12 protein-coding genes and 2 pseudogenes are annotated in these 18,527 nt (G+C 64.4%); 11 read left to right on the top strand and 3 right to left on the bottom strand.

All coding sequences use genetic code 11. From position 1 onward, the window contains the following. A partial coding sequence (locus BVER_RS17465; protein WP_232316605.1) for a hypothetical protein occupies positions 1-557 on the top strand: 557 nt, incomplete at its 5' end. Further along, the gene (locus tag BVER_RS31660; RefSeq protein WP_157056108.1) at positions 548-718 is read left to right on the top strand and encodes a hypothetical protein; all 171 of its coding nucleotides are present in this window, start codon (positions 548-550) and stop codon (positions 716-718) included. The genes BVER_RS17465 and BVER_RS31660, both read left to right, overlap by 10 nt. Positions 719-726: 8 nt before the next feature. On the opposite strand, the gene BVER_RS17470 is transcribed toward BVER_RS31660, so the two are convergent. Then, positions 727-2,385, bottom strand: coding sequence for a 3-(methylthio)propionyl-CoA ligase (locus BVER_RS17470; RefSeq protein WP_050454398.1), 1,659 nt, complete (start codon positions 2,383-2,385; stop codon positions 727-729). A gap of 107 nt (positions 2,386-2,492) precedes the next feature. Here BVER_RS17470 and BVER_RS17475 point away from each other — a divergent pair, with 107 nt between their 5' ends. From BVER_RS17475 to BVER_RS17495, 5 genes are all read left to right on the top strand, one after another. Further along, the gene (locus BVER_RS17475; RefSeq protein ID WP_050454399.1) at positions 2,493-4,073 is read left to right on the top strand and encodes a protein adenylyltransferase SelO; all 1,581 of its coding nucleotides are present in this window, start codon (positions 2,493-2,495) and stop codon (positions 4,071-4,073) included. Positions 4,074-4,139: 66 nt separating this feature from the next. Continuing rightward, the gene (msrB, locus tag BVER_RS17480; RefSeq protein WP_050454400.1) at positions 4,140-4,562 is read left to right on the top strand and encodes a peptide-methionine (R)-S-oxide reductase MsrB; all 423 of its coding nucleotides are present in this window, start codon (positions 4,140-4,142) and stop codon (positions 4,560-4,562) included. Positions 4,563-4,715: 153 nt separating this feature from the next. Then, positions 4,716-5,252: a septation protein A gene (locus tag BVER_RS17485; protein ID WP_050454401.1), complete on the top strand. Its 537-nt coding sequence runs from the start codon at positions 4,716-4,718 to the stop codon at positions 5,250-5,252. Then, positions 5,249-5,557: a BolA family protein gene (locus BVER_RS17490; protein WP_050454402.1), complete on the top strand. Its 309-nt coding sequence runs from the start codon at positions 5,249-5,251 to the stop codon at positions 5,555-5,557. Before BVER_RS17485 ends, BVER_RS17490 begins: the two co-directional genes overlap by 4 nt. Before the next feature lie 89 nt (positions 5,558-5,646). Continuing rightward, positions 5,647-6,429, top strand: coding sequence for a peptidylprolyl isomerase (locus BVER_RS17495; RefSeq protein ID WP_050454403.1), 783 nt, complete (start codon positions 5,647-5,649; stop codon positions 6,427-6,429). A 70-nt stretch (positions 6,430-6,499) separates the two neighbouring features. Here BVER_RS17495 and BVER_RS17500 read toward each other — a convergent pair. Continuing rightward, a pseudogene (locus tag BVER_RS17500) lies at positions 6,500-8,955 on the bottom strand (family 20 glycosylhydrolase). On the opposite strand from BVER_RS17500, the gene BVER_RS34015 reads away from it, so the two are divergent. Continuing rightward, positions 8,889-9,035 carry a hypothetical protein gene (locus BVER_RS34015; protein ID WP_232316606.1) on the top strand — a complete coding sequence of 49 codons (147 nt, stop codon included), beginning with the start codon at positions 8,889-8,891 and terminating at the stop codon, positions 9,033-9,035. The pseudogene BVER_RS17500 and the gene BVER_RS34015 overlap by 67 nt on opposite strands. 197 nt (positions 9,036-9,232) lie before the next feature. On the opposite strand, the gene purL is transcribed toward BVER_RS34015, so the two are convergent. Then, positions 9,233-13,270, bottom strand: coding sequence for a phosphoribosylformylglycinamidine synthase (gene purL, locus BVER_RS17505; protein WP_050454404.1), 4,038 nt, complete (start codon positions 13,268-13,270; stop codon positions 9,233-9,235). Positions 13,271-13,620: 350 nt separating this feature from the next. On the opposite strand from purL, the pseudogene BVER_RS17510 reads away from it, so the two are divergent. The 3 genes and pseudogenes from BVER_RS17510 to pgi all read left to right on the top strand — a co-directional run. Beyond that, positions 13,621-14,943: pseudogene (locus BVER_RS17510) on the top strand (FAD-dependent oxidoreductase); the annotation flags it as partial. A gap of 77 nt (positions 14,944-15,020) precedes the next feature. Then, entirely contained in the window at positions 15,021-16,574 is a 1,554-nt protein-coding gene (locus tag BVER_RS17515) for a bifunctional ADP-dependent NAD(P)H-hydrate dehydratase/NAD(P)H-hydrate epimerase (protein WP_050454406.1), read from the top strand. Between the two features lie 156 nt (positions 16,575-16,730). Continuing rightward, positions 16,731-18,365: a glucose-6-phosphate isomerase gene (gene pgi / locus BVER_RS17520; protein ID WP_050454407.1), complete on the top strand. Its 1,635-nt coding sequence runs from the start codon at positions 16,731-16,733 to the stop codon at positions 18,363-18,365. Positions 18,366-18,527 lie beyond the last annotated feature (162 nt).

Here is an 18,527-nt window from a genome sequence, read left to right on the forward strand (position 1 = left end):
GCCATGGCGTAAGCCCTCCCGAGGGCAGGTTGACGAACTGGACATTCATCAACTTACACCACGGCCACCCCTGCCTCTGCGCTCCTGCCGCCTCAGCGTTTTTGCACATCATTCTGCACACTACCGCTTGCACGCTTTCCGAAGTGCTGATCGTGTTGGGAACCCAACCCAGCCAATCGACGCTTTGCGAGGAACTCATCCACGCCATTCAATTCGAGAAAAAGATCCACGCGTATGTGCTGGAGCGGCATGGGTTCGGGCCGACCACCGAGTTGATGGAATATCTCGCTGCCCGCGTGCTGGTTACGCGCGAACATCGCTGGAGAATTCCGTTACGCGAGCGTATCGACAATCGGCGTCGCCTTCGGCGCTTCTTGCACAACTTCAAAACACAATCCGGAGGATTGCCGTGGCATTTACGTTTGAAATTACGGGCGTGGACAAGTTTCCTCGCAACCGAATTGGAGTTCTGGATGGGAAGCTACTTGACGGAAACCTCAACTTCAACGCGGAGGCGCAAGTGGTCCATGAAGGTCAGCGATTCCCGTTGCGCGTGAAGGCGGTCGTGCCTGCGCGCGTGGTTCGACGGGAACCGGGCCGGTACAGTCTTTCGGTCGAACTTCCGCAGCACGCGATGGATGTCGTGCAAAAAGGCGACCTCCTCGTCTACGACGGCCTCGACATGCCCCTCGCGCGCAAACGCCGCTGGCGCGTCTGATCAAGCGATCAAGCATCGCTCTCCACCGCCCCCGGCAACACGTAATCCCGATACGCCTCCCGTAACCGCACCTTCTGCAACTTGCCCGTCGCGGTATGCGGCAATTCGGTGGCGAACACTACATCGTCCGGGATCCACCACTTCGCGACCTTGCCCTGAAAATGCGCAAGCAACTCTTCTCGTGTCACGGTCGCGCCGGGCTTCAGCACCGCGACGATCAGCGGCCGCTCCGTCCACTTCGGATGCGCGCACGCAATACAAACCGCCTCCGCCACCTGCGGATGCGACACCGCAATGTTTTCGAGGTCGATCGAGCTGATCCACTCGCCGCCCGACTTGATCACGTCCTTGCTGCGATCGGTAATCTGCATGAAGCCGTCGGCATCGATGGTCGCGACATCGCCGGTCGGGAACCAGCCGTCGACGAGCGGCAACTCCTCGCGGCGGAAGTATCGATCAATCACGCAATGGCCGCGCACATGCAGGTTGCCGAAGGACTTGCCGTCCCACGGCAGATCGCGGCCGTCCTCGCCGACCACTTTCATATCGACGCCGAACAGCGTATGTCCCTGCTTTTCAAGCGAACGCCGCTGATCTTCCAGCGGCCGCTGCTTCTGCCGATGATTCAGCCGCGCGAGCGGCCCGAGCGGCGACATTTCCGTCATGCCCCACGCATGGATCACGTCGACGCCGTATTCGTCCTCGAACATGCGCAGCATCGCGGGCGGGCACGCCGAGCCGCCGATCACCGTGCGCTTGAGCGTCGAGAAGCGCACGCCCTCGCTCTTCATGTACGACAGCAGGCCGAGCCACACGGTCGGCACGCCGGCGGAAAAGGTCACGCCTTCCGCTTCCATCAAATCGTAGAGCGACTTGCCGTCCAGATCCTTGCCCGGCAGCACGAGCTTCGCGCCCGCGAGCGGCGCGGCGTGCGGAATGCCCCACGCGTTGACGTGGAACATCGGCACGACCGGCAAGATCGCATCGCTCGATGACGCGCTCATTGCGTCAGGCAACGCGGCGGCGTAGGCGTGCAGCACCGTCGAGCGATGCGAATACAGCGCGCCCTTCGGATTGCCCGTCGTGCCGGATGTGTAGCAGAGAATCGGCGCTTGCCGCTCGTCGAGTTCGGGCCACTCGAAGTCGCCGTCCTGCGCGCCGATCAGCGTTTCGTAACTCTGCACCGGCACGCTCATGTCGGCGCGAAACTGCGCCATGCAGCCTTCGTCGCCGAGCGCGATCCAGCCCTTCACGTTCGGACACAGCGGCGCGATGTTCTCGACCAACTGCCAGAACGTCATGTCGAAGAACACGTACGAGTCGTTCGCGTGATCGATGATGAACGCGATCTGATCGGGAAACAGACGCGGGTTGATCGTATGGCAGACCGCGCCCATGCCGGGCACGCCGTAATAGCACTCGAGATGCCGATAGCCGTTCCACGCGAGCGTGCCGATCCGTTCGCCCTGCTCGACGCCAAGCGCGATCAGCGCCTGCGCGAGCTGTTTGGCGCGCTTTTCGCAGTCGCGATAGGTGTATCGATGGATGTCGCCTTCGATGCGGCGCGACACGATCTCGATGTCGCCGAAGTGGCGTGAGGCGTGGGAAAGCAGGGACGACGCGAGCAACGGTACTTCCATCATCTGGCCGTAGAGCGGCGACGTCATAAGCGAAGTTCTCTGATGGTGTGATGGCGCTGAAATTGCGCCGGAAGACGCTTCTGCAGGCCCGCAGGCGCGGACTTACAATATCGTTTAACTCAGAGGCGCTCAATATGTCGTTCTCCCCAAGCAATGCCGTGCGCGCGGCGCGCGACGACACGCTTTCCGTGGACGCGCTCACCCGCGCGATCCGCATCGGCGAACCGGGATCGTTCGCCGCGCTCGGTCCCGCATTCCTGACCCGTCTTCCGGCCACGCCAGTGCCCGATCCGTACCTCGTCGCGATATCGCGCGAGATGGCGCAATCGCTCGGCTTCGATGCGGAACTCGCCGCACTCGACGAAAGCGCGGCCTTCGCGGCGTATTTCGCCGGCAATCCCACCCGCGACTGGCCCGCCGATGCGCTGCCCTACGCGGCCGTCTATTCGGGCCATCAGTTCGGCGTCTGGGCCGGCCAGCTCGGCGACGGACGGGCGCTGACGCTCGGCGAATCGACGCATGGCGGCGCGCGCGTGGAAATCCAGCTCAAGGGCGCGGGACGCACGCCCTACTCGCGCATGGGCGACGGCCGCGCCGTGCTGCGCTCGTCGATCCGCGAATTTCTCTGTTCCGAGGCGATGCATCATCTCGGCATTCCGACGACGCGTGCGCTCGCCATCGTCGGGTCGGACTTGCCGGTGCGGCGCGAAAGCATCGAGACGGCGGCCATCGTGACGCGCGTCGCGCCGAGCTTCGTGCGCTTCGGGCACTTCGAGCATTTCTATTCGAACGATCGCATCGACGATTTGCGCGCGCTGGCGGATCACGTCATCGACCGCTTCTATCCGCAGTGCCGCGAGGCCGACGATCCCTATCTCGCGCTGCTCGACGAATGCGTGCGCAACACCGCCGATCTGATGGCCGAATGGCAAGGCGTCGGCTTCTGCCACGGCGTGATGAACACCGACAACATGTCGATTCTCGGTCTGACGATCGATTACGGCCCGTTCGGTTTCATCGACGGCTTTAACGCGCACCATGTCTGCAATCATTCGGATACGCAGGGCCGCTATTCGTATAGCCGGCAGCCGCAGGTCGCGTACTGGAATCTGTTCTGTCTCGCGCAGGCGCTGGTGCCGCTGTTCGGCGACAACCTGCCGGAAGAAGGCCGTTCGGAGCGTGTCGTCAAGGAAGCGCAAAAGGTCATGGAGCACTACAAGGCGCGCTTTTCTCCCGCGCTGGAAGCCAAAATGCGCGCGAAGCTCGGTCTCGACATCGCGCGCGAGGAAGACGTCGCGCTCGCCAATAGCCTGTTCGAAGTCATGCACGCCAATCGCGCGGATTTCACGCTGACGTTCCGCCATCTCGCGAAAATTTCCCGCGCCGATGCCAGCCGGGACGCGCCTGTACGCGATCTGTTCCTTGATCGCGCCGCGTTCGATGGCTGGGTCGCGCAATATCGCGCCCGGCTCGCCCACGAAACCCGCGACGACGCCGCGCGCGCCGAAGCGATGAATCGCGTGAATCCGAAGTACGTGCTGCGCAATCACCTGGCCGAACAGGCGATTCGTCAAGCGTCGGAAAAGGATTTTTCGCAAGTGGCGCGTCTGCTGGACGTGCTGCGCCATCCCTATGACGAACAGCCGCACTACGAAGCCTATGCCGGTCTGCCGCCCGACTGGGCCGGCGATCTGGAAGTGAGTTGTTCTTCGTAGCATCGTCCCCAACTACATGGCCTTCCCCGGCCGCACGAATCTCACGAACCGCAGGAGAGGATCGACATGAAAAGAGACGACACCGCCAACACCACGGCTTATCCGCTGCAGAAGGACGACGCCACCTATCGTCAGGAACTGGACGACATGCAATATCAGGTGACGCGTCACGCCATGACGGAGCGGCCATTTACGGGCAAATTCTGGGATCACACCGATCGCGGCGTCTACGACTGCGTGTGCTGCGGCACGCCGCTGTTCGAGTCGGACACGAAGTTCGACGCCGGTTGCGGCTGGCCGAGCTACTTCAAGCCGATCAACGGCGAAGTCATTCAGGAAAAGACCGACCGCTCGCACGGCATGCTGCGCATCGAGGTGGTGTGCAAGAACTGCGGCGCGCATCTGGGTCACGTTTTCGAGGATGGTCCCGCGCCGACCGGCCTGCGCTATTGCATCAACTCGGCTGCGCTACAATTCGAACCCAAGTAAGCGCGCGCCAGGGTGCGCCGCGCGTGAATTGTTTCGCGCGCGTGCCTGACGTCATACCAAACGCCCGCTTTTGTTTCGGCGGGCGTTTCTTCATGTTTCCGTCACGATCCCGACCGCGCTGCAGCCTTCCGTGTCTATCTCGTTGCCACGCCAATGAAATTTCTGTTCGATCTCTTCCCGATCATTCTCTTTTTTGTCGCTTTCAAGATCTGGGGCATTTACACCGCGACCGGCGTCGCCATCGCCGCGACGCTCGTGCAGATCGCCTGGGTCGCGTTCCGTCACCGCAAGGTCGATCCGATGCTGTGGGTCAACCTCGGCGTGGTCGTCGTGTTCGGCGGCGCGACGCTCGTGCTGCATAACGACACCTTCATCAAATGGAAGCCGACCGCGCTCTACTGGCTGTTCGCGGGGGCGCTGATCATCGCGCAAATCGGTTTCCGCAAAAATCTGATCGAAGCGATGATGGGCAAGCAGATCGTCCTGCCGCATCGCGTGTGGGGACAATTGAACGTGGCGTGGGCCGTGTTTTTCGCGCTGCTCGGCATCGTGAATCTGTTCGTCGCGTATCACTTCACCACCGATCAATGGGTGAACTTCAAGCTGTTCGGCGCGACCGGCGGCCTCGTGCTGTTTATCCTTGCGCAGAGCCTGTGGCTGGCCAAATACATGAAGGAGGACGGCCAATGAGTTTCGACTTCATGGCGGCCAGCGCGCAGGAGAAAATCGCGCATCTGGAAACGAAGCTGAACGCGGCGCTCGCGCCCACTTCCGTGCATATCGAGGACGATAGCGCCGCGCACGCCGGCCACGCCGGTGCGGCGTCCGGCAGTCACTATACGGTGACGATCGTCGCGGACGGCTTTGCCGGCAAGCCCCGCGTGGCGCGCCATCGGCTGGTGTATGATGCGCTGGCCGATGAAATGCGGCGTGGCGTGCATGCACTCGCCATCAAGACGTACACGCCGCAGGAGTTCGCCGAACTATTCCAATAACACGCGACTCTCAGGAATCTTTTCAATCGGCATTTGCCGCTTACAACCCGCCTCACGCAGGCGTCTCGTTGCTCAGTTAGGAACCTCCGATGACTTTGAAAAAAACCCGCGTCTGGGTCTTGCTTGCTGCATTCGCGGCGGCCCCCGCGTTTGCGCAAAACATCGCCGTCGTCAACGGCACGCCGATTCCCACGTCGCGGGCCGATGCCCTCGTGAAGCAACTCGTCGCACAAGGTCAGCAGGATTCGCCGCAGTTGCAGCAGGCGGTGCGCGAAGAACTCGTCAATCGCGAAATCCTGATGCAGGAAGCCGCGCGCGAAGGCATCGCCAACAAGCCCGACGTGAAGGCGCAGATCGCCGTCGCGCAACAGACGGTTGTGCTGCGCGCGCTGATCGAAAACTTCGTGAAGTCGCATCCGGTCACGGACGCCGAAGTGAAGGCGCGTTACGACGAACTCGTCAAGCAGAACGGCGGCGGCAAGGAACTGCATCTGCATCACATCCTCGTGGATAACGAGCAGCAGGCCAAGGACCTGATCGCGAAGATCAAGGGCGGCGCGAGCTTCGAGGATCTGGCCAAGCAATATTCGAAGGACCCGGGATCGGGCAAGAATGGCGGCGATCTCGACTGGTCGTCGCCGTCGGCGTACGTGCCGGAATTCGGCGCGGCGGCCGCCAAGCTCAAGAAGGGCGAAGTCACGCCGGAGCCGGTCAAGACGCAATTCGGCTGGCATATCATCCGGATGGACGATAGCCGCGAAGTCGCGCCGCCGCCGCTGGATCAGGTGAAGGCGCAGATTTCGCAGCAGATTCAGCAGGAAAAGCTGCAAGCGTTCGAAGAAGAACTGAAGAAGAAAGCGGTGATCAAGTAACGCGTTTTTCTTTCGCGCGTTGAGCGTAACGAAGCCGCCCTCGGGTGGCTTCGTCGTTTCTAGACGCGCGTCATTGCAGCGTAAGCTTCGGGCGCATATTGAGCCCCGCCCGCGCCAGCTTCGGCAGTTCGCGATTCTGCGCGACGCTGACGAATCCCGCCCAGTCGCTGGCGAGCGCGGCCTTGTCGACCTTGTCGGTCACGCCGAGCTGATACGTCTCGCCATCGCGATACGGTCGCTCCCACGCCGCCCGATGCCACGCCCGCTCCGCCAGCGCCAGCAAGCGCGGATACGCCATGTACTCGAACTGCTGATCGTTGCGCATGACTTCGGCCCACGCCTGCCCCTGAATGCCTTCAATATGCGGCGCGGCGCCCGCGCTCGTGACGGCGAACGGCTTGCCGTCGCGATCGCCCATGATCTCGGCGTTTTGCGGCAGATTGTCCGGCGCGAGCGAGAAGGTCTTGAACGCATCGGTGGCGTGCGATCCCCAGTAATAGCCGCGTTCGTGCTGATCGAGCGAATACGGGAAGTCGAAGTACAGATAGTCCGGCAGCACCAGCACGGTCTTGTAACCCTTCCCGCTCAGCGACTGCACGGTATCGGACGCGCCCCAGAAGATCGTGTCCCACATCGTGACCATCATGTTCGACGTCGCGAAATCCGCCGGGCCGCTGGCGTGCTTGATGCCGTCCTGCCACGCCGCCATCGTGCCGATGCCGTTCGCGCTGACGAGCTGACTCACCTGACGCGCGAACATCGATGGCAGTTCGTCGACGGAGGCGGCCTTGCCCGATGCAATCAGCTTCGCGCATTGCGGCGAACGCGCCCAAGGCTGATCTTGCGCGGCGAGATTGACGTGACCACCCTTGCCCGGATCGGTGCCGTCGAGCGCCTGAAAACCCGAACCCAGCAGGATATTCTTCGCTTCGTCGCCGCCGAAATGCCAGATGGACAGCGGCGCGCCGGCTTCGCGATGCATCGCCGCGACTTCGCCGATCACCTTCGATGCAAAGCGCTTCGAGCTATCCATGCACGGATTGAGGAAGCTGCGGCGATCGTAGAACTGCACGGTCGTCGCGTTGGTCGTGTCGGCGGGATCGAGCAGGCGGTAGGCGTTGGCGGCGGCTTCGTTGCCTTGCGCGTGCAGATTCCGGTAACGCGCCTCCATCGACACCACCGCCCCGCGCGCATGGCCCGGCATGTCGATCTCCGGAATGATCTCGACGAACCGGTCCGCCGCGTAGCGCACCAGTGCCACGTAATCCGCGCGCTTCAGATAGCCGCCGCCCGACTGGTTGTTCGGACCGGAGCCGAGTTGCGGCACGAGACAGCGCGTTTCGGTGAGATCGTGGCAACGCTGGCCGCCGATCGCGGTCAGTTCCGGCAAGCCCGGAATCTCGATGCGCCAGCCTTCGTCGTCGGACAGATGCAAATGCAGCCGGTTGAGCTTGTAAGCGCTCATCTGATCGATCAGGCGCTTGATGGTCGCGGGCTAGCGGAAATTGCGCGCGACATCGACATGCATGCCGCGATGCACATAGCGCGGTGCATCCTCGATCGTCATGGCGGGCACCGCGCCGCCGTTCGCGGGCGTCAGCGACAGCAGCGTCTGCACGGCGTAATAGAGACCGGCGGCATCGAACGCGTCGACGCTCGCGCCGTCCGATGCAAGCGTCAGCCGATACCCGCCCGGGGTCGCGATATCCGCCGGCAGCGCCGTGCCGACGATGCGCCCGCTTACATGCAGCGCCGTGCCGTTCAGCCCGAGCGTGGTCGCGCGTGCCTTCAGCGCAATCGTTTGCGCGGACGTCAAACCGCTCGCCGACAGATCGATACCGCCGATCTGCACCGCGCCCTCGCCCTGCGCGGTGCGCAACACGGCGGGCAAGGCGCGCGCTGCGGTCTGCTGCGCTGACGGAAGCGTTGCTTCGGCCTTCGCGCGCAGCACTTGCGCGGGCGTCGAGGCGACAGCGGCCGCATCGTCGCTGATCGGCGGGATGGCGTCGACGTACTGCGTTTCGTCGTCGGTGTCGTTATGCCTCAGCATGACGGGTTGCGCGCCATCGGCGACGACATAGCTGCGCGGCAGCAGATCGCTGTAACGCTGATACCAGTATTCGCCGACGAACGGCACTTCGACGCGCTCGCCCGCGCCCAGCGTGAATGCGCCGGCGTTCGGCGTCAGCGCGTAAAGATCGCCGGTGATGTGACGCCAGCTGATGTCGGGCCGGTCGATCATCAGAATGCGGCGGATGCTGTGCACGTAGAGCGTCCATCCGCCCGCCGCGAGACGCGTGCTGCCGGTGTTCTCCAGAATCAGCTTGCCGCGCGCGAAACTCGCCCAGTCCGCGCCGAGATCGGCGCAGTTCGTGCCGGATTTGGCGGTGTCGTTGGTGTCGATGGCGACGCGCACCATCAGATTGCCGCCAAGCGCGGCCGCGCGCGCCGTGGACGACATGTCGACGCCGTTCGAATCGGAATCGCCGCTGCTGCACGCCACGATAAAGCACGACACCGCCGCAATGACGGCGCCCGCGCCGACGCGTTTCCACATCGAGCGCAACGCGGCTTTCCTGTCTGACGGCAGCTTGCCGGCGCTTTGAGATAAATTTAGCAATTCTAAGTAATGTTGTCATGATTGTTTCACTTCGTCTCCTCCACGGCCGTGTGTGCCGCGCCCGGAGACTATACCCGCAACTTACGAACCGATTATTTTGGGATACGTGACTGGAGGCAAGCGTCCAGATAGAAAAACACCCCGGAGCTCGCGCTGCGGGGTGTCGAAAAACGAGCTTGAGAATCAGCCGAGGAAGCATCGCGCGTTCTGGAACACGCGCAGCCATGGGCTGCCGTCGGTGGTCCAGTCGTCGGGCGTCCAGCTCATCTGTACATTGCGATGCACGCGCTCCATATGCGGCATCAGCACGGTGAAGCGGCCATCCGGCGTCGTCACGGACGTGATGCCCTGCGGCGAGCCGTTCGGGTTGAACGGATACGTCTCCGTCGCCTGACCGCGATGGTCGACATAACGCATGGCGATCAGCGCCTTCGATGCATCGCCCTGCTGCGAAAAGTCAGCAAAGCCTTCGCCGTGCGCGACCGCGACCGGAATGCGCGAGCCTTCCATGCCGGCGAAGAAAATCGACGGCGAGCTTTGCACTTCGACGAGCGAGAAACGCGCTTCGAACTGCTCGGACTTGTTGCGCGTGAACTTCGGCCAGTTTTCCGCGCCGGGAATCATCGAGGCCAAGCTCGACATCATCTGGCAGCCGTTGCAGATGCCGAGCGCGAACGTGTCCGGGCGCGCGAAGAACGCGGCGAACATGTCCGCGAGTTGCGCGTTGAAGCGGATGGTCTTCGCCCAGCCTTCGCCCGCGCCGAGCACGTCGCCGTAGGAGAAACCGCCGCAGGCGACCGCGCCCGCGAAATCAGCGAGCGTCGCGCGGCCTTCGAGCAGATCGCTCATATGGACGTCGTGCGCGTCGAATCCGGCGCGATCGAACGCGTAGGCCGTTTCCAGATGCGAGTTCACGCCCTGCTCGCGCAGGATCGCGACACGCGGGCGCTTGTTCGTGGCAATGAACGGCGCGGCGACGTCTTCGGACGGATCGAAGGTCAGCACCGGCGAAATGCCCGGATCGGCGGCGTCGAGGATCGCGTCGTATTCGGCGTCGGCGCAGGCCGGGTTGTCGCGCAGACGCGCGATGCGCCAGCTCACCTCGCTCCACGCGCGATGCAGTTCCACGCGCGGCGCACCGAAAATCTTCTTCGCGTCGCGATAAATCTCGATATCGCCCGATCCATTCGGCTTGCCGATCACATGCGAGCACGCCGACAGACCGTGTTCGCGCAGCGCGCCGAGCACGGCGTCGCGTTCTTCCGCGCCCACCTGCACGACCGCGCCGAGCTCTTCCGAGAACAGCGCGCGGATCGTGCGGTCGTCGCGACGGCCGCTGGTCTGCTTCGCCCAGTCTTTGGCGTCGCCGTAATCGAATTCGTGGTCCGGATCGAGCGTCAGCATGTCGATGTTCAGCGACACGCCGACGTGACCCGCGAACGCCATTTCGCAGACCGTCGCCCACAGGCCGCCGTCCGAGCGATCGTGATACGCGAGCAGCTTGCCGTCGGCGTTGAGCGACTGAATCGCGGCGAAAAAGCGCTTCAGGTCTTCCGGATCGTCGACGTCCGGTGTCGCGTCGCCGACCTGCTGCGTGACTTGCGCGAGGATGCTGCCGCCCATGCGATTGCGGCCGCGGCCCAGATCGATGGCGATCAGCACGGTGTTGGTGTCGTTCGCCAGTTGCGGCGTGAGATGACGGCGCACGTCTTCGACCGGCGCGAACGCCGAGATGATCAGCGACACCGGCGACACGACTTCCTTCGCCGCACCGCGCGCGTCTTCCCACTTGGTGCGCATCGACAGCGAATCCTTGCCGACCGGAATGCTGATGCCCAGCGCCGGGCACAGTTCCATGCCGATGGCCTTCACCGTGTCGTAGAGCGCGGCGTCTTCGCCGGCGCTGCCGCAGGCGGCCATCCAGTTCGCGGACAGCTTGAGCTTGTTCAGCGATTCGATCGGCGCGGACGCGATGTTGGTCACCGCCTCGCCCACCGCCATGCGGCCGGACGCCGGCGCATCGATGACGGCGAGCGGCGTGCGCTCGGCCATCGTCATGGCTTCGCCGCGGAAGCCGGCGTAGTCCATCGTCGTGACGGCGCAATCGGCGACCGGCACCTGCCACGGACCCACGAACTGATCGCGCGCGGTCGTGCCGCCGACGGAACGATCGCCGATGGTGATGAGGAACGACTTGCTCGCGACGGTCAGATGCTTCAGCACATCGACCGCGACTTCCGACAGCGGCAGGCCGGTGACATCCACAGGCGTGAGCGCGCCGCTTTCACGCTTGACGTCGCGATGCATCTTCGGCGGCTTGCCGAGCAGCACGTCCATCGGCATGTCGACGGGCTCCTGGCCTTCGTTGGCGTCGTCGATCAGCTTCAGCTGACGTTCTTCCGTCGCCACGCCGATGACTGCCGACGGGCAGCGTTCGCGTTCGCAAATGGCCTGGAACGCCGGCAGCGCTTCGGGCGCGATCGCCAGCACGTAACGCTCTTGCGCTTCGTTCGACCAGATTTCGCGCGGCGACAGACCGGTCTCTTCGAGTTGCACCTTGCGCAGTTCGAAGTGCGCGCCCTTGCCCGCGCCATCGACCAGTTCGGGGAACGCGTTCGAAATGCCGCCCGCGCCGACGTCGTGAATCGACAGAATCGGGTTGTGCTCGCCGAGTTGCCAGCACGTATTGATCACTTCCTGCGCGCGACGCTGAATTTCGGGATTGCCGCGCTGCACGGAGTCGAAGTCGAGTTCGGCGGTGTTCGCGCCGGTCGCCATCGACGATGCCGCGCCGCCGCCCATGCCGATGCGCATGCCCGGCCCGCCGATCTGAATCAGCAGCGTGCCCGCCGGCAGATCATTCTTGTGCGTGTGCTGATCCGAAATATTGCCGATGCCGCCCGCGATCATGATCGGCTTGTGATAGCCGCGCACGCGCCCCGCGACGTTCTGCTCGTAAGTGCGGAAATAGCCGCCAAGATTGGGCCGGCCGAACTCGTTGTTGAAGGCCGCCGCGCCGATCGGCCCGTCGATCATGATCTGCAACGGCGACGCGATGCGGTCCGGGCGTCCGTACGGCGCGTGCGTCTCGGACGGATTGCGCGAAGCCAGCGGCACCGCGTTGTCGCGGGCGTTTTCCCATTTTTCGCGGGCATCGGGCAGATCGAGATTCGACACCGTGAAGCCCGCGAGACCGGCCTTCGGACGCGCGCCGCGGCCCGTCGCGCCTTCGTCGCGGATTTCGCCGCCGGAGCCGGTCGCCGCGCCCGCGAACGGCGAAATGGCCGTCGGGTGATTGTGCGTTTCGACCTTCATCAGCGTGTGCGTCAGTTCCTCGTGACGCGCGTACTGCTCGTCCTTGCCGCGCGGGAACCAGCGCTCGGCCTTGCCGCCCGCCATGATCGCCGAATTATCCGAATACGCGACGATCGTGCCTTCGTGATTCAGCTTTTCCGTGTTGCGGATCATCGCGAACAGCGACATGTCCTGCTTCTCGCCGTCGATGGTCCATTCGCCGTTGAAGATCTTGTGGCGGCAGTGCTCGCTGTTGGCCTGCGCGAACATCATCAGTTCGACGTCGGTCGGATTGCGCTTCAGGCCTTCGAACGCGTTCACCAGATAGACGATTTCGTCTTCCGCCAGCGCCAGCCCCAGTTCCGCGTTGGCCACTTCCAGCGCGCGCCGTCCTTCGCCGATGATGTCCACCGTCGCGAGCGGCCGGGCGGGCAGTTCGTCGAACAGATGACGCGCTTCGTCGCGCGACTTCGCGACGTTTTCCGTCATGCGGTCGTGCAGCGCCGCCGCGACGGCCGCGCGCGCTTCGTCGGACAGCGCTTTCTTGCCGCCGAGCAGACCGCTTTTCATGATCACCGAATACTCGACGCCGCGCTCGATGCGCCGCACCGTCGTCAGTCCGCAGTGATGCGCGATATCGGTCGCCTTGCTCGCCCACGGCGACACCGTGCCGAAACGCGGCACCACCATGAAGTTTTCGACGTGGCCGCGTTCCTTCTGCGTCTCGAACGGCGCGCCGTAATGCATCAGCGCGTCGATGCGCTTGCTGTCTTCGTCCGTCAAAGGCTCGGACGAGTTAACGAAATGCAGGAATTGACCGCGCACGCCGACGATATTCGCGTCGATGCGGGCGAGCGTGTCGAGCAGGCGGGTTTGACGGAAATCGGAAAGAGCCGAAGCGCCGGGGAAACAGGAGAAGTGGGCCATTGTGACGGTGCGTCGATGACGTCTGTGTGCTGCTTCGGACAAGCCCGGAGCGCCGGGAGCCCGAAAGCGGCGTGAGGCGAAAAGAAGGCCGTGATTATAACCCGGATGCGTCTCGAAATCGGGCGGCCCCGCCCGGCGCGCCTTGGCCGGGAGACGTCTACGCAGACGGCGCGCCGCGTTGCGCATCCCGAAATTATGAGCGGGCAAAACCGGTGCCGGATTCGCGACCCTCAGCCGGCATTTTGGCGCTATCATGGCGCGCTTTGTACGGGTGCGGCTCCGGCGTCGCGCCCGCCGTCTCATCGTCGCGACGCACGGCTTACACAGCTTAAGCCCGCAGCGCGTCGCGTCGTGCACTCTCCCGCCTTCGGGCACACATTGTCATGGATGTCATCGTCATCGGCGGAGGAATCGCCGGCATCGCCACTGCGTATCAGCTGCACGCCGCCGGACACGGCGTCTGCGTGGTGGAACGTCACGCGACCGTCGCGCAAGGCGCCACCTACGGTCAGGGCGGCGCGCTCCTGCCCTCCGCGCTCGATGTCTGGTTCGGCCCGACCTTCATGGCGTCGAATCGCGCCAAACAGTGCGGCATGCTGGTCAAGCCCGGTTTCGATTCCGCCGCCCGCGACTTTCTCAGGCAACTCGGCACGCTGCGCGAGCCGGAAGCGTTCGCCGCACAATACGCGCGTTTGCAGCCGCTGATCGAGCTGTCGCGCCGCGCGGTCGACGAAATCGAAACCGGTCTGGAACTGGAATTCGAGCAACGGCGCGGCATGCTGCATCTGTTCCGTCAGACGCGCGAAATGGACGAAGCGCAGCCCGCGCTCGATCTGCTGAAGCGTTTCTCGGTGCCGCATCGGGTGCTGTCGCCGGAACAGTGCATCGCGGCCGAGCCGTCGGTGCCGGACACGCCGGCGTTCGCGGGCGGCGTGCTGCTGCCCGACGAGCGCACCGCGAACTGTCCGCTGTTCACCAAGCAGCTCAAGCAGATGCTCGACGACGGCGGCGTGCAGTTCCGCATGAATCGCGTCGTCGCCGGTTTGCGGCTCGACAGCGCGCGCGCGGCGGTCGAACTGATCGACCCTTACGACGAGAAGGGTCGCGCGAATCTCGAAGTGATGTCGGCCGATGCCATCGTGGTCGCCGCCGGCGTGGAGACGCCCGGGCTGATCGCGGGCGTGAAAACGACGTCCTCGCTCTATCCGATGCGCATGCACACGCTCACTGCGCCGGTCGCCTACGAGGAGCGCGCGCCGCATCTGACCGTGGTCGATTCGGTCAAGCGCATCACGATGACGCGCGTCAACCAGCGTCTGCGGATCGCGGGCGCGGGCGTGTTCCTGAGCGCCGCCAAGGCCGACAAGCCGCTGGACGCGACGCTGTCGCGCCGTGCGCTCGATCTGCTCGGTCAGGGCACGCACGACTGGATTCCGGGCGCGGCGCGCGTCTCGGCGGCGCGCGCGTGGGATGCGCTGCGTCTGCTCTCCGCCGATGGCCTGCCGGTGGTCGGCGCGACGCGTCATCCGCGTCTGTACGTCAACGCCGCGCACGGTCCGGCGGGATGGGGCCTCGCCTGCGGCTCTGCTAAAGTGATCGCGGATCTCGTCTCCGGCGCGACGCCCGACGTGCCCGCCGATACGCTCGCGGCCGTGAGCATCGACCGGTTCTGATTGCGCATGGCATGAATGCTGCGCCGCGCGTTGATCCCTCCACCGCACGCAGCTTCGACAGCTTTGACAAGCGAGCCATGACCGCGCTTCAGACTTCGCCCTACTTTTCCCCGCACGATGACACCCTCGCGCTGCTGACGCTCGCCGAATTGCGCGCGCTCGAAGCGCGTGCCGCCGCCGCGCTGCCGCCGCATACGCTGATGGCGCGCGCGGGTGACGCCGCCGCGCAATGTCTGCTCGATGCGCTCGAGCGCGATCCCGACAGCCGCGCGCAGCCCGTCTGGATCGCGACGGGCCCCGGCAACAACGGCGGCGACGCGCTCGTGATGGCGGAGCGCCTGCATCGCGCGGGCGTGACGGTGACGGTTTGCATGCCCGCCGAAGTCAAACCCGACGATGCGCGCTGGGCGCTCGAACTCGCGCGCGCGGCGGGCGTGGCGATCGAAAGCGAACCGGGAACATCGCTGGACGCCTACGGCTGGCTTGTCGACGGCATGTTCGGCATCGGCCTGACGCGGCCGCTGGACGGCGTGTTCGCGCGCATGGCGGCATCGATGACGTGTCGCGCGCGCGCGTCCGGACGCGTGCTGGCGCTCGATGTGCCGAGCGGTCTCAACAGCGATACCGGCGCGCCCGTCGCCGATGGCGAAGCCGTCCGCGCAACCGACACGATCACCTTCATCGGCGCGAAGCCGGGACATTACACCGCGCTGGGCCGCGATCTGTGCGGCCGATTGTATGTCGCGACGATCGGCGTCGAGCCGCCGGGCGCGCCGTCGATCGCGCTCAATGCGCCCACCCTCTTCGCCGAGCTGTTTCCGCCGCGCGACAACGGCACCAACAAGGGCACGTTCGGCACGCTCGCGATCATCGGCGGCGATACCGGCATGTGCGGCGCGCCAGTGCTCGCCGCGCGCATGGCACTGTACGGCGGCGCGGGCAAGGTCAACGTCGCGTTTCTGGGCGAAGGCTTTCCGCCTTACGATCCGCCTCATCCCGAACTGATGCTGCATCGCGTCGACGATTTCGCGCTCGACAAAATGGATGCGTTCGCGATCGGCTGCGGCATGGGCCAAAGCGATCGCGCGAAAAAAGTGTTCGCCGACGCGCTCAATCTCGACGTGCCGAAACTGCTCGACGCCGACGCGCTCAATCTCGTCGCCGCCGACGACGCGCTCGCCGCCATCGTCGCGCAGCGCGGCGCGAAAGGCGATCCGTGCATCCTGACGCCGCATCCGCTGGAAGCGGCGCGTCTGCTGCAATCGGATGCGAAGAGCGTGCAGGCGGATCGTCTGCAAGCCGCGCGTCAGCTTGCCGCGCGCTACGGCGCGATCGCCGTGCTCAAGGGCTCGGGCACGATCGTCGCCGCGCCCGACGGACGCGTCGCGATCAATCCGACCGGCAATGCGGGACTCGCGACCGGCGGCACCGGCGACGTGCTCGGCGGATTGATCGGAGCATTGCTCGCGCAGAACCTGCCCGCCTACGAAGCCGCGCTCGCGGGCGTCTGGCTGCACGGGCTCGCGGCGCAAAGCCTGAGCGACGACGGCATCGGGCCGGCGGGGCTGACGGCCGGCGAACTCGCGCCCCGCGTGCGCAGTCTGATCAATCGCCGCTTCTATGCACGGTGACGTCTTCCAAGCATCAGACCGTGCATCGTCGCTATACTCTTTTCGATTCGGGCATCCGCGGCGGTCGGTCGCGTTCACCAGTTGTAAGACGCAAGCCGAGCCGAACCGCATCCGCACGAACGTTTTCCACTGTCACCTCAGACTAACGGACCGCTCATGACCCAACCCTCGACGCTCGATTCGCTTCCTGCCTGGTCGGCGCTCCAGTCGCATTACGAAGCCATCTCCAACGAGCGTATGCGCGACTGGTTCGCGCCGCAAAACGATACCGCGCCGACGCGCGCCGAACGCCTGACCTTCGAAGGCGGCGGCCTCACCATCGATTTCTCGAAGAACCGCATCACCGACGCGACGCTCAAGCTGCTCATCGAACTCGCCGAGCAGGCGGGCGTGACCAAGCGCCGCGACGCCATGTTTCAGTGCGATTTCGTCAACATCACCGAGCATCGCGCAGCGCTGCATACCGCATTGCGCGCGCAGTCGCCTACCGCGCCTTTCTACGGGCAAGTGCAGGCCGAGAAAGCCAAGATGGCCGCGTTCGCCGACAAGGTGCGCGACGGTTCCTGGACCGGCCACACCGGCAAGCGCATTCGCCATGTGGTGAATATCGGTATCGGCGGGTCGGACCTCGGGCCGAAGATGGTCGTGCATGCGCTGCATCATCTGGCATCGAAGGAACTCGACACGCATTTCGTCTCGAACGTCGACGGCGCGGATCTGTGGAACGTGCTGCAACAAGTCGATGCCGAAGAGACGCTCGCCATCATCGTGTCGAAGACTTTCACGACGCTCGAAACCATGACCAACGCGCACTCCATGCGCGACTGGTTCCTCAAGGCGGGCTGTCCGGAAGATCAGCTGTCGAAGCATTTCGTCGGCGTATCGGCGAATCCGGTCGAAGTGACGAAGTTCGGCATCGCGAAGGAAAATATCTTCGAGATGTGGGACTGGGTCGGCGGGCGTTATTCGCTGTGGTCGGCGGTCGGGCTGTCGATCATGATCGCCGTCGGGCCGAAAAACTTCGACCTGCTGCTGCAAGGCGCGGCGACGATGGACGAGCATTTCCACGACGCGCCGCTCGACAAGAACCTGCCCGTGCTGATGGGCATGGTCGGCATCTGGTATCGCAACTTCTTCGGCTCGCAGAGCGATCTGATCGCGCCGTATTCGCAGGCGCTGAGTCTGTTGTCGTCGTATCTTCAGCAACTGGAGATGGAGAGCAACGGCAAGTCGGCGACGCTCGACGGCGGCATGGTCGACTATCCGACTGCCGCGGTGATCTGGGGCGAACCGGGCACAAACGGCCAGCACGCGTTCTTCCAGATGCTGCATCAAGGGCCGACGATCATCCCGATCGACTTCATCGCGGTCATGACGCCGGAGCATCCGCTGGTCGATCATCACGCGAAGCTGCTGGCGAACTGCTTCGCGCAAAGCGAAGCGCTGATGCTCGGCCGCACGCTCGAGGAAGCGAAGAAGATCGCGGGTCCGGGCAAGGAAGAACTCGCGACGCATCTGAGCTTCCCCGGCAATCGTCCGACCACCACCATCATGCTCGATGCGCTCACGCCGCAGACGCTGGGCGCGCTGATCGCGCTGTACGAGCACAAGGTGCTGGTGCAGGGAACGGTGTGGAACATCAACTCGTTCGATCAGTGGGGCGTGGAGCTCGGCAAGATTCTCGGCAAGGTCGTGGAAGCGGATATCACCGCCGATGCAGCCGATCCGAAGAAGCACGATTCCTCGACGTCCGCGTTGATCGAACGTGCGCGCCGCGCTTTGAAGCGTTGATACGCGTGTGACGACGACGCCCGCATCCCGGCGATGCGGGCGTTTTTTGTGCGCCCAGCATGGGCGCACTCTTGCGGGTGCAAGTCGCGCGGCAAGTTGACCACAGCGAGCGAAGTGAAGCGCAACTGCGGAAGGGCGACCGACCGTGGGGAGGAAGCGTGG

The sequence above is a fragment of the Candidatus Burkholderia verschuerenii genome, from assembly GCF_001189365.1.
In the GTDB taxonomy this organism is placed as follows: Bacteria; Pseudomonadota; Gammaproteobacteria; order Burkholderiales; family Burkholderiaceae; genus Caballeronia; species Caballeronia verschuerenii.

Coding starts and splice junctions, on each gene's coding strand:
- BVER_RS17470 (WP_050454398.1), bottom strand. CDS start 2,385: ATGACGTCGCCGCTCTACGGCCAGATGATGGAAGTACCGTTGCTCGCG.
- BVER_RS17475 (WP_050454399.1), top strand. CDS start 2,493: ATGTCGTTCTCCCCAAGCAATGCCGTGCGCGCGGCGCGCGACGACACG.
- msrB (WP_050454400.1), top strand. CDS start 4,140: ATGAAAAGAGACGACACCGCCAACACCACGGCTTATCCGCTGCAGAAG.
- BVER_RS17485 (WP_050454401.1), top strand. CDS start 4,716: ATGAAATTTCTGTTCGATCTCTTCCCGATCATTCTCTTTTTTGTCGCT.
- BVER_RS17490 (WP_050454402.1), top strand. CDS start 5,249: ATGAGTTTCGACTTCATGGCGGCCAGCGCGCAGGAGAAAATCGCGCAT.
- BVER_RS17495 (WP_050454403.1), top strand. CDS start 5,647: ATGACTTTGAAAAAAACCCGCGTCTGGGTCTTGCTTGCTGCATTCGCG.
- BVER_RS34015 (WP_232316606.1), top strand. CDS start 8,889: ATGTCGACGCCGTTCGAATCGGAATCGCCGCTGCTGCACGCCACGATA.
- purL (WP_050454404.1), bottom strand. CDS start 13,270: ATGGCCCACTTCTCCTGTTTCCCCGGCGCTTCGGCTCTTTCCGATTTC.
- BVER_RS17515 (WP_050454406.1), top strand. CDS start 15,021: ATGACCGCGCTTCAGACTTCGCCCTACTTTTCCCCGCACGATGACACC.
- pgi (WP_050454407.1), top strand. CDS start 16,731: ATGACCCAACCCTCGACGCTCGATTCGCTTCCTGCCTGGTCGGCGCTC.